The 12574-nt window shown below is 39.5% G+C and carries 7 protein-coding genes; all 7 read right to left on the bottom strand.

The genetic code is table 11. The annotated features are described in order from the left end of the window. Positions 1–283: 283 nt before the first annotated feature. Positions 284–1684, bottom strand: a complete 1401-nt coding sequence (locus IEV85_RS18495) for a gluzincin family metallopeptidase (protein WP_188466262.1) — start codon at positions 1682–1684, stop codon at positions 284–286. A gap of 38 nt (positions 1685–1722) precedes the next feature. Beyond that, positions 1723–2052 (bottom strand): hypothetical protein, encoded by a 330-nt coding sequence (locus IEV85_RS18500; protein WP_188466264.1) that lies wholly within the window; start codon positions 2050–2052, stop codon positions 1723–1725. Positions 2053–2585: 533 nt separating this feature from the next. Continuing rightward, positions 2586–5027: a carbohydrate-binding protein gene (locus IEV85_RS24930; RefSeq protein ID WP_229712648.1), complete on the bottom strand. Its 2442-nt coding sequence runs from the start codon at positions 5025–5027 to the stop codon at positions 2586–2588. Between the two features lie 147 nt (positions 5028–5174). Further along, positions 5175–6635, bottom strand: a complete 1461-nt coding sequence (locus IEV85_RS18510; protein WP_188466266.1) for a carbohydrate-binding protein — start codon at positions 6633–6635, stop codon at positions 5175–5177. A gap of 78 nt (positions 6636–6713) precedes the next feature. Then, on the bottom strand, positions 6714–9110 hold the full coding sequence (locus tag IEV85_RS24935; protein WP_229712649.1) for a beta-1,3-glucanase family protein: 2397 nt from the start codon (positions 9108–9110) through the stop codon (positions 6714–6716). 587 nt (positions 9111–9697) lie between these two features. Then, on the bottom strand, positions 9698–10117 hold the full coding sequence (locus tag IEV85_RS18535; RefSeq protein WP_188466268.1) for a GxxExxY protein: 420 nt from the start codon (positions 10115–10117) through the stop codon (positions 9698–9700). 161 nt (positions 10118–10278) lie between these two features. Then, on the bottom strand, positions 10279–12426 hold the full coding sequence (locus IEV85_RS18540; RefSeq protein ID WP_188466270.1) for a catalase: 2148 nt from the start codon (positions 12424–12426) through the stop codon (positions 10279–10281). Between the last annotated feature and the right edge of the window lie 148 nt (positions 12427–12574).

Here is a 12574-nt window from a genome sequence, read left to right on the forward strand (position 1 = left end):
CCCATGATGCCCTGGGGAAAATGGCACCGATAGAATTTTCAGAATTTACCTCTGTTGGCGGTACCGCCAACAGAGGTAAAACTGTAACTTCTGACAAATAAACAGTTCTAATTAGGGGAAGCCTACACTAGGTCCTGCCCAAAACCTACACACAATCAACAGTTTCAACCATGTCAGTAGTGTTTTGGATTAAATATTATAAATTCATAGAACAAACCTATCATTTATGTTTGGATGGCTTTCTTATGGCTTTTCATAGCCGCATTTGTTGTGGGTAGTTTTGTTATTCCTTTTTAAGTTTGTCTATAGCATTTTCAAGTGATTTGTCACTTTCAAAGTATTCTGTTTTCAAAGAGTTATATTCTTTGTCATTGTTCAATGTTTGTTCTAATGTTGAAGTTAAGAAATTATAGTTTGTAAATTTAGTTGGTGTAGTCAATAATGTGTTTAACCATTCCCACATTTTCTTTTCACCTATTTCTTTTTCGATTGCCAAAAATATTATTGGCGCATAATTGTAAACATATAACTGTCTGTTATTGTATTCAGAGTAGGATTTTATTTTAGCAAAGGGTATAGCATTGAAATTTTCTAAATTTTTAATTTTTTCGTTTATCTTTTCCTCGTAAACTCCTTCTCCAATTATTTTTTTTGTCAACTGCAATGATAAAAATTCTGCAAAGCCTTCGCTCATCATATCTCCAAGCTCGGAATTGAATACTTTGAAAGTTCCAAAATAAAAATGTCCCAGTTCGTGGGCGATGAATGGTCGGTAAAAATTTTGATATTTTGGTTCTACAATACTTTTTAATCCATTTCTCCAACCAATGCTCATAATTGTTGGGTATGATACAAACATCCATCCATCTTTTTTCGATGTTGGTGTTGTTTGAATAAAACTAACCGGTTGGTCAAACGGTATTTTTAAATTTTGAGTATAAAACTTCTTGTACGAATTTATAAGTTCTCCAAATTCTTTTATTTGCTCATTATCAAGCCCTGAATTTAAAAAGAAAGTATTGTTTAATTCAGAAAACTCGTAATTCCCACAAAAAAGTGTTAGTTCTTGTGGGCTTTCACTTTTAAAATTAGAGGATTTCGCGTTGATTGGTTTATTTCCATTAATGTATAAGGTATTACAGTCAGAACAAGTTAACTCAATATCGTATTTTACTTTATCAAATGCTTTATCGTTTGCTACATCGTACAAGACTGGATACCAAGCAGACTGAAAACCGTCTGAACGAACTGAATTTTTATTAAATGCTATGTTACCTTTCCAATCTTTCCGGCTATAATTTTCAATCGTATCTTTTACGACAGGGAACTTTCCTACGTATTTAAATTGAATGGATTCTGGAAGAAATTTCCCTGTTCCATTATTATCTTTAAAATAATAGGCATTACTCTCTCCAGTCGATAAGCTGTCATTTAGAGATTTACTGAAGAAGATTAAAAAATCATTAGGTTTTTTACTTCTCATATGAAGAATATTCATTCCGGAATTTAGTCGGATGAAATAGTCTTTGATTTGAGGAATCTCACTTAATGTTAAATCACACTCAAAAGTTCCTTCGGTAATAGAAATTTCAACTTTTCCAGTTAAAGTCGGTATTTTTCCTTGTGCTGAAATATTGATTAAAGGAATAATAAGTAAAAGTATTATTAAAAAAAATTGTTTCATATTGTCATTTTTCCTGTCAAACTCTGGCTAACGTAAATTTAAACAATTGGTAATAAGCCATTTGTAAATCCAATATCTTCATTAGTCAGACCGAATTTATCCATTTCTTTTTTAATTCGCTTGACCAATCCGAGTTTTCTTTTCTGGTCCAGGAATAGATATCCTTCCGGGTTGACATAAGGAATACCCTTGACCACCATATTCCAAATAATGACTGCCAACTTTCCAGCTGTTGCACTAATGGCAGATACCCTTTCCCTTCGAAAATTGATTCTATGAAAAAAATCTCTTAATGGAATGGATTCTTTTAGATTCCCAATGATATTTTTAGCAGAGAATATGAGGTACAAGTGGGACACTTGCACCATGTATAATGAGATTTGTTGTGAAAACGCCAAACAAAGGGCTGGCAGGCTCCTGATTTATTATCATCTTATTCTTCTATTTTTTAAACTCACCCCTGATTTGTCTAAAGATAAATCTTTCCCCTCTCTTCCAGGAAGAGAAGGGTGGGTCTCTGAAAGAGAGTCGGGATGAGTTAATGCATAGTACGGCTACCTACACCATTTCCAATATGCTTGGAAAAAGAAAAACCACTTTCTTTCGGTTGCCCGATTGAAAGCGGCTTTCATTTTAAACCTAAGCCTGGTAATAGTGATAAGTGAGGTAGGCCGATCAGTCGGCACAGTCAGAATAAATTAAGCCTTCCTGTTTCCCCATGACACTTAATGAGATCACGGATAATTTTCTTTTACCAAAAAAATGTAGTGCCTAGGCTAATAACTCACATGATAAGTGATTTACGAGATACCGGATAAATTAAGACTTTTAAAAGGTAAGTCTTAATTTTCCGGCATGACGGTTCTCATTATATTTATAGCCTGAATTAGGCTTTTCTACCTTATTTCTTTACCACACGTTTGGTGATTTGCTTTTCTTCCGTTTGGATTTTGATCAGGTACACCCCACTTTCCAACCCTGCTAGTTCCAGGTAGTCTCCAGAGCTAAACTCAGGGATATCAGCCATTAACTGACCTGTTGTATTGAGGATGGTAATATGCGCTTTCTCTCCTGCAAACTGACAATACAATTTATCCGTCACCGGGTTAGGATATAATGCCAGTGAACCATTTAAACTCGCAGCAGTTTCTGAAGCCTGAAGATCTACCTCTGGACTGGTAGCTGGTTGCGCTGCAGCTCCCTGGTAGGTAATTCTGATCCAGTTGATGTTCCAGCCACCTGCCTGTGCGTAGATTCCAAAAGGATAAGTTCCGGCATTCACGTTAACAGTATGGGAAACTGTTTGCCAGTTTTGCCATCCACCAGTGTTAGGGATAGCGACTTCACCTAATATGGTTGTTCCACCGTTAATATCTGCCGATAAACGGCCTCCTCCAACTTCACTGGCTACTCTGTACTCTATTAAATAGCTTCCTGATGAAGGAAAGTTGATTCCATTATAGGCCATCCAGTCGGCAGTTTCAATGTATCCGACATTCTGACCTCCTTCGGAGCAGTTTTCCAGTTGCACGCCATTCATTGCGCTATAGCTTTCAGCTTCAATCAAATTGGCAGAATTAGCAGGCGCTATCACGATAGAGGTAACTTTATCATTAAATGCATCATCCACCAAACAATTATCATCTCCTGTTTTTACAATGGTACTTCCTGAAAAGTTAACATCCCAATACAATGTGGCCTTGTAGCCTGACTGCACGCGGATAGAGGAAATGTCATCATTTGCTATTCCCCTGGCTTGTAAATCTGACAGGTTATAGTTTCCTACCCCCAGACCTACTGCATAACCTCCATAATTACAATTCTGGTAGACGGTTACTACCGAATTTCCTCCGCCACCACCGGCAGGAACTGTTCCGGAAATCCAAAAGCTACCCAATGAACCATAGTCAGAATATCCATTAGTGGCAGGATTTCCGGCTCCGGTGCCTTCTACTCCAAGGTAGTAAGTACCGGCATCAAGGTAGGCTTCCAGGCGTGTATTCAATCCTCCTCCGTTAAAAACTCCAATCAAATTTCCAGTTGATCCTTCATAGAGATTGACCAGAACATCTAAATTACCGTGGCGAGAAACTGTATTAATATCTAATGTTACATTGCCTGTTCCGCTGGTAAACTCAAACATATCCATATCTCCATTGGTCTCTATCACACCATATTGCATGTTAATATTTCCTGATCCGTCTTTGTTGATAAAAGTGGATCCTCCGAAATTATTACCATGATCATCTGCACGGAAACCCACATAACTGGCCATAATGCTTAAATCGTTTTGGGTATTATTGGCAAAATTATATTCTCCACGACTCCATTGCGTAATAGGCTCATAATAACCTACACCCATAATAGGTGCCCAATCACCATGTCCTCTGAAATAACCTTCTTCCGGATTGGTTCTACCATCATGCCCCAGGCCAAGTGTATGGCCAATTTCATGAGAAGCTGCTTCACCACCTGACTTTCCTGAAAGAATGAATACCCAGCAGGGCCAATCCTGATAGCCGAAACCTGTTACAAAGGCTACACCACCTGCACCCGGAGCTGCATTGTTAGTAGGTGTAAAAACGCATCTTTGCCTTCTGTTTTGCGGATAAGAATTGTAAACTGCCTGACTTGTAGTGATGTTGATATTGAAGGGACGAAAATCTTCACTGATTAAATCCCAGGCTTCCTGAATGGCCGCATCAGACATTCCTGAAGGCGCTGCATTGAGAGAGTTACCATTGATCCAGCCAGTTCCGGCAGGCAAAAAGTATCCGTCAAAATCCAGCAATACCACGCCATAGGCTCCCGGTAAACTCTGTAGGTCATACACATTTTCAGCTACTTCAAAATCAGCTGCCTTTGCTTCTGTTTGAGGAACTTTAGCCTGATTTATCTGCTCAGGATATTCTATACAAATTACCTGATCTATTGGTTTTTCGCGTAAAAAAGCATTACCCAATTTATCACTGTAAAATTCATAGGCCAGTTTCTCTGACTTTAATACAATATTGCCGCGCAGTTCATCCCCTTCAGTTCTGATAAAGAAACTGTTTTCTTCTTCTCCATTTACATCCCCCACAAGGGTAAGGCTGTTTTTCACCTCTTCCTCAAAGCGAATATTCAGCTTTACTTCTTCATTATTGGGAGTTGCCATCGTAATGCCTGAAGTGAGCCCAGGCTGTTGCACGGTGCGCTGTTGAACTAACTTACTTTTAAGCGTAGCTTTAAAAGAGCTTGTGCTACCTAGTGCTTTTTGCTCCTTTGTCTGCTGGGCAAAGCCCGTCTGGAAACTCATGAGTAAGAGTATACCCATGAGTACTTTCATGTTAATGTACTTCATATTTATTTGGTTTTTGGTTACTATTCAATAGAGGAGAAAATTGAGAAACATCATTGTCTATCTTGCGCAATTAACCTTAAGTCCGATTAATTAAGAAGGGCGTCCCGGCTAAAACCAAGACAGCCCAAACTTAAAATAGAACTAAGCTTACTTTTTGATAAATCGCTGTGAAACAACTTCTTCTCCTTTCACTGCTTGTAAAGTATACAAGCCCTGTGGTAATTTGCTGATGTTCAGCTGTCCGGAGCTAAGCTTTCCTTTGAGCATTACTTTACCCGCGCTGTTAATTACCTTTACAGATGTGGCATCACCGCTAAAACCTTCGGGTAGCTTCACATTTAATATATCCTCCGCAGGATTAGGATAAACATTTATTACCATAGCCTGTGTAAGCTCAGCAGAACTAGATGAAGAATTGAGGGTTTCGGAAGAAGCTATGGTTGCAGCGTTACTTTGGCGGGTAATCTGCCACCAGTTAATGTTCCAGCCTCCTGTTTGGGCAAAAATCCCAAAATTATAGGTTCCCGCATTAATATAAACTGTATGCGAAACGGTAGTCCAGTTTTGCCAGCCCCCTGTAGCAGGAATGGAAACATTCCCAAGTACTGTTGATCCGCTGTTTACATCAAGAGAAAGCTGGCCTCCATTCACACTGGCCACTCTGTAATTCACTGTATAATAGCCTGAAGAAGGAATTGTTATACCATTGTAAGCCATCCAGTCTCCTGAATCAATGTAGCCAACATTTTGGCCTCCTCCGGCATCTGAAGTAGCTTCTATCTGCACGCCATTCATGTTGCTGTAGTTCTCTGCCTGAGTAACTAAATTGAAAGAGGGGTTAGGATTGCTGCCGCCACCCTGATATACGCGTACATAGTCTACCAGCATTTGTGCAGGCAAGGCGCCATTATCTATTGAGAAGCCAGGCCAGTTACCTCCTACGGCTAAGTTCAGCAATATAAAGAAATTGTTTTGGAACTCGCTGGTGCCGTTTACTCCATTGCTGATGTCCACTACATGGTACTGCTGTCCGTCAATAAACCAGCGGATAGCATTTTGATTCCATTCTACAGAATATACATGGTATGCGCCAACATTAGTATTAGTATAGCCTCCATAGTTGGCATAATCACCGTTATGATCTCTCCAGTGGATGGTTCCATGTACCTCAGGCGCTGTATTCACATGCTCCATGATATCAATTTCCCCACAAGCAGGCCAGCCGACAGAAGTAATATTGCTGCCTAACATCCAGAAGGCAGGCCACAATCCCTGCCCTGATGGCAATGCCATTCTGGCTTCTATTCTACCATATTTAAAGCTTTTTCTACCCTGCGTTTTCATTCTTGCCGAAGTGTAGTTTGAGCCTCCAAAGTTTTCCTGCTTTGCAGTAATTACTAAATTACCATTTTGCACTGTAGCATTCTGGCTTCTGTAATACTGAAGCTCATTATTACCCCAGCCACCATTACCTGTCTCAAATACCCAGTCAGGGCCTATTCCGTTGGTAAATTCATCCTGCCACACAAGCTGCCAGTTTTGTGCCTTCAAATTCATTTGCATTAGCAGAAGTATTCCGCTGAATGTCATCCATCGTAAAATTTTCATAATATTATATTGTTTTAGTTGAACATGGCCCTCTGCATTGCCATGAAGTTTAGCTTGAGCATAGCAGAGGGCATAAGATTATTCTTTGATAAAGCGCTTTACTGTTACTTTACCGTCAATTTCCACCTGTAAAAAGTATAGTCCTTTTTTGAGGTGCGAGATACTCAGCAAAGAGCCTGAGGAAACATTGGAGGTGGACTCCATTAACCTGCCATGCGCATTTAATAAAGTGAGGTTGGCATGCTCTGCGGTGAAGTCAATTTGCAACTGGCTTTTAGCTGGGTTGGGCGATAAGCCAATCTCAGTGATTTCCAACATTGAATTCTCAGAATTGAAAGCTGTGGCTGCAGATTGCGCACTTGCTCCGGAAGCTGAAGAAATTGTCCATGAGTCCAGATTCCAGCCTCCTGTTTGTGCGAAGATGCCAAAATTATAGGTTCCCGCTTCAATGTAAACAGTATGGGAAACGGTAGTCCAGTTGTACCATCCGCCTGTGCCTGGCACTGTACGGTAACCAAGTACATTAGCTCCTCCATTTACATCAAGGGATAATTCTCCACCACTTCCTTCACTCGCTACCCTATAGGAAACCGTGTAATTACCTGAGTTCGGAATGTTAATTGAATTGAAAGCCATCCAATCATTGGTATCAATATAGCCTACGTTCTGGCCGGCTTCCGCCCCTGCCCCATTTTCCAATTGCACACCAGACATGCTGCTATAATTTTCTGCCTGAATTGTCTGGCTAAAACCTGAACTGCTTCCTTCTCCGAACAATTCTATCTCTGCTAATTGCAGAATACTGCCACTATTGTTTGTTAGATTAAACCTAAAATAAGTAAAGGCACTATTAGCCGCCACCTGAAAAGTTTGCTTTTGTTGCCTGGAAGGGAAATCAACTCCTGAACGCACATCCAGTGCTGTCCAGTTGACACCGTCATTAGAACCCTGCAAATTCCAGTTGAGTGGATCTCTTTGAGGGGCATCATTAGCAGAAGTAATACTATAGCTACTCAAGGAATAATCATTATTAGCCTGAAATTGTACCCATGCAGAGCTGTTAAAAGTGAGGTATTTGGTTGCAGCATCATTGTCAATCAGGTTGGCAAACCCTTCTCCGGCTGGAGAATCTGTAAACTGAACTGAAAGATTTCCGCCCATGCCGGTAATGTCTTCATCGTTGTCATTTCCACCGCCATCTGTGTACGGCCCGAAACTAACTACCACTCTGTTAGGGTTGGGGGTATGCACGGAGGAAGAATATTCGAATACATCATCATAAGCAAAACCATAGGCAAGCTGATCTACGCTGATGCCTTGCTGATGCCAGAATTTTGCATAGTGGTTGCAGGGTGACTGCTGGTAATATTCAGCTGAATTCGACCAATCCTGCAAACCCACATTTGGCGTGGTAACATCTATTACATGGCGGTTCAAAGCTGCACAAATTTGTGCCTGCACTAATAGGTCAGTTGTTTTATCCTGAACAATGTTATCCAGCACGCCTTTTCCTTCAAATACTTCCTGAGTGGTGGGCCTTCGGACAATAATTGCCTGTCTGCCTTCAAAAGCAGTGGAAGTACTTGTCATAACAAGCTGTTCACCTTGAACTCTACCCCTCCAAATGCCGGCATCGCCAGCATCAAAAACTAAATCTTCATTGGCATATTTATTCCAAACTGCATCCACGTAGGGTTTCATATAATTTACATAAGGTCCTGGATTGGGCATGGTTCCAATACTGCCATCTGCAAAAGCCTCTGTTTTGGCAGGTGCTGTAATTTCTCCCGTAGCAGGATCGTAGCATCCCTGAAACTCTAGCGGCACACTGGCCTGGAATGCTGAGGTTATTTCAGCAGGCGTGGCAATCTCTCCTACTTTCTTGTAGTAACCATCATTCCCAAACAACTCCATACCGATGGAATACTGATAAGAATCTACCCTGGTAGTATTACCAAAAAAGCCTATTTCATCATTGGTTAGCTCAATAATCTCGTACAAAATTCCGTTGTTAGGATCAGTAGGATTGGTATAGCTTGGCGAAGTATAACCCTTTTGTGCTCCTGAAGAGCCAAAGAAATAAAAGTATAATTGCTCACCATAGGAGATAAAAACACGGCAACCCTGAATAGGAGGAAGTGTAAATGTATTATTAGGAATATCGCTTAAACGTGTAAAACAATCTGCATACAGTCCGTTTTGTCCCGGCCCGGTATTACCCCCAATTACAGGACCTTGCACCGTATTGTAAGAAGGTGACATAGGCAATATATTGCCATTTGCGGCATCTACCCAGATATGGTTAGCCTGAGGCGTTAGATCCTCACCCACAATAGCTACAAATAATTCACTATCTGGATAAGGGGAATTATTTTCGATAATAAAAGGAATGGAAGTTTGTGCACTAAGGCCCAAGCTGATGAAGCTCAGAGAAACTACCATAAAATACTTAACATAGGTTTTTAGGTACATCATGATTGAAATGTTTAAAAAATGAAACAAAATAGTTCAGCTCAAAAAGGTTGATAGAAGTACTTTAGTAAACCTGCCGTAGAAATGGCAAAGAAAGAAATCCGAAGATTTGATAATTCAGATGAATAAGAAATGAGAAAGGAAAGAAAAACAGGTTTTCTCTTTTATAATTTTTCAGGTAATGCATTGTTTTAGGTTTTGTTGAGCCTGCAAGTTCGCATTCTGACATATGTAGTAAAATAACTTACTACTACAAATCCACATCACACGGAAAAATACAATTCATCAAAACTACATCAGATTGAATAATTTTGTGTATTTAAATTAAAATAACGCTATTTTATTCACTTATAAATTTTCATTTCTTATGAAATGCAAACGTTTTCAATTTACAAATAAAAATAAGGATAATATTAAGATTATAGCTTGCTAAAATATTTTAGCAAGTTAAAAAAGGTAGACTTGAAGGGTGGGAATTAATGAAGGTTAAAATAAAGAAAATAATGATGCGCTTACTCATTGTCCGAATTAGGATTTTTAAGATTTAAGGATTAGAGGATTAACTACTGATTCGGTTTTATTTATATTAATTACATTTTTCTTCTCATTGACTTTGTCTTAATAAAGTCTTTATTATCATTATGATTTACATTGTATACCCTCTTAAATTCTAGACTTTTTGCTCCGAAATTGAGAAGTAAACCTATTGGCAAATTATAAGCCTGACAATAATTCATGGCCTGAGCTAAATGAGCTTCATCCAGCCTTATCAGCGCTTTCAGTTCAACCATAATACTATCTTGCACGAAGAAATCTACTCTCCTAATTCCAATTTCAACGCCTTCATAAAAGATAGTCATCTCCATTTCTCGTTTGAAGGTTAAGCCTTGCTTTTCCATCTCAATAGCTAAGGCTCGCTGATAAATCACTTCTTGAAAGCCATTTCCTAAAGTGCTGTGAACCTTCATTGCACAGCCAATTATTTTATGAGTTATTTCTTCAAACTCCATAATATGCCTGGACTAGGATTTTAAATATTTGATTGCTTTGGTTTATTTTAGCGGAGTTTTTTAGAAAAATAAAGATATGTATTTATCTTTTAACCTTCCAAATCTCTAAAACCAAAATCCTATCATCTTCTAATCTTTTAATCCTAATCCAGACAATTAATTTATACTGCTACTTCTTCAGCTACAGCCATTCTATCCCAGTTTCTATGTTGGGCAATGGCATTTCTGAATTCATCGGCAGAGTCATTGATAAAGACTGCTTTGTCATCTTTAAAAGCTTTTATTACTGTTTTATCAATCAGCTCTTCTCCTTCATTATTAGCAGCAATGGCTTTACAGTGTTTAAAAGCTTCATTCAAAAACTTAGTGAATTTAGCGGTCTTCACCAGCATTTCTACTGATTTTTTACCCCCTGGTACATACACTGCATCAAAAAGCACACTTTCAGTAGTATTGATAGCTGCATCTACAGGATGATCATGACCCTTATCACACTTAACATTTCCACCATGAGGAGCAACCAGCATTAACATAGCACCCTCCTTTTCAAGAGAATTGATTACCTTTTCATAATCTTTACTGCTAAAACCGTCTGCCACTAAAACAGCCACTTTACGCGTAGCAATGCTGTCAAACTTGGTATTAGCCTGGCTTAAAGCAGGTGATTTATCTAAGTAGTTCTTCTTCTTGCCTGGTTGATGCTTCTTAACATCCGCATCGGCACCTATTGCCTGATTAATCGGTTGTTCAATTTTAGCAGGCACTTCCATCCCCAACCCTTCGGCTACTTTCTGCGCTAACTTTTCATCAATTTGATTGATTACCCATAACATTCTTGATTTCACTGAATCGTAGGTACATTTACCCAATTCAAAAGTGTAAGCAGCTGCTACATGGGCTTGCTCCCATTCTGCCAAACTTCTATAAAACAATGCCGGTTGTGAAAAATGATCACTGAAACTCTCACTTCGGGTTCTTACTTTTTTAGCATCAATCCTTTCTTCGTAAGAATCGAAAGCGCCTTCCGCTATTTTGCTTAAATGCGGACAACCGCCACCTATTGAGTTGGGAAAATAGGCGGTTTTACCTTTAGGAATTTCCATTTGCATGTGCCCGTCCCTCTGATTATTATGTGTTTCAGCAACAGATTTATTAATCGGGATTTGCTGAAAATTAATAGACCCTAATCGGGAAAGTTGTGTATCTCTGTAGGAGAAGAGCCTTCCCTGCAATAATGGATCGTTGGTAAAATCCAGACCAGGCACAATATGGCCCGGCAGAAAAGCTACCTGCTCTGTTTCTGCAAAAAAGTTATCAGGATTTCTGTTGAGGGTCATTTTACCCACGGTTTGTACAGGAACCATTTCTTCAGGGATAAGCTTGGTAGGATCCAGCAAATCGAAATCGAATTTATGTTCATCTGCTTCAGGAATCAATTGTAAGCCTAGCTCCCACTCCGGATACTGGCCGGCTTCTATGGCATCCCATAAATCTCTTCTATGGAAATCAGGATCTGCCCCATTTATCTTCAGTGCCTCGTCCCAGGTTACAGAATGAATCCCTAACAATGGTTTCCAATGGAATTTTACAAAATGCGCTTCTCCCTTGTCGTTGATCATTCGGAAGCTATGAATCCCAAAGCCCTCCATCATCCTCAAACTACGTGGAATGGCTCTATCACTCATTACCCATATATGGTTATGCAATGTTTCCGTGGTATGAGAGACAAAATCATAAAAAGTATCGTGAGCTGAAGCTGCCTGTGGTATTTCTCTGTGCGGCTCTGGCTTTACAGAGTGTATAAGGTCAGGAAATTTCATGGCATCCTGAATAAAAAAGATAGGCATGTTATTCCCTACCAAATCCCATGTACCTTCATCTGTGTAGAATTTAGTAGCAAAACCACGTACATCCCTTGCAAGGTCCGGTGACCCCTTTGAGCCTGCTACAGTTGAAAATCTTACAAAAACAGGTGTTTTTCGGCTGGTATCATTGAAAATTCCGGCTTTGGTATATTCAGGGATAGGTTTATAAAGCTCAAATACACCGTGTGCCCCGCTTCCCCTGGCATGTACAATGCGTTCCGGAATGCGCTCATGGTCAAAACTGGAGATTTTTTCACGAAGCAAAAAGTCCTCTAAAAGTGTAGCGCCACGCTCCCCACTTTTTAGAGAATTGTTGGTATCATTTACCTTAAGCCCCTGCTTGGTAGTGAGTGGCTTATTGGTAGGATCTTTCTTATACTGCGATAATTGTTCTTGCTTTTTAGAAGTTCCTTCTCCGGAATCCTTCTTTTTTGGTTGTTCCATAGTTTTTTAAAATTTGTAAATTGGTTCTTGTAAAAAGAATCGCAATAAATGTGGCAAAGTTGTAAAAACATGCATTTTTATTATTTGTACTGAAGCCTAAAACTCAGAGAGAACTTTTACCCCCTCACTTCCAACCTTTTACACTGTA

The sequence above is a fragment of the Marivirga lumbricoides genome (assembly GCF_014636295.1).
GTDB lineage: Bacteria > Bacteroidota > Bacteroidia > Cytophagales > Cyclobacteriaceae > Marivirga > Marivirga lumbricoides.

Coding starts and splice junctions, on each gene's coding strand:
- IEV85_RS18510 (WP_188466266.1), bottom strand. CDS start 6,635: ATGAAAATTTTACGATGGATGACATTCAGCGGAATACTTCTGCTAATG.
- IEV85_RS18495 (WP_188466262.1), bottom strand. CDS start 1,684: ATGAAACAATTTTTTTTAATAATACTTTTACTTATTATTCCTTTAATC.
- IEV85_RS18500 (WP_188466264.1), bottom strand. CDS start 2,052: ATGGTGCAAGTGTCCCACTTGTACCTCATATTCTCTGCTAAAAATATC.
- IEV85_RS18540 (WP_188466270.1), bottom strand. CDS start 12,426: ATGGAACAACCAAAAAAGAAGGATTCCGGAGAAGGAACTTCTAAAAAG.
- IEV85_RS18535 (WP_188466268.1), bottom strand. CDS start 10,117: ATGGAGTTTGAAGAAATAACTCATAAAATAATTGGCTGTGCAATGAAG.
- IEV85_RS24930 (WP_229712648.1), bottom strand. CDS start 5,027: ATGAAGTACATTAACATGAAAGTACTCATGGGTATACTCTTACTCATG.
- IEV85_RS24935 (WP_229712649.1), bottom strand. CDS start 9,110: ATGATGTACCTAAAAACCTATGTTAAGTATTTTATGGTAGTTTCTCTG.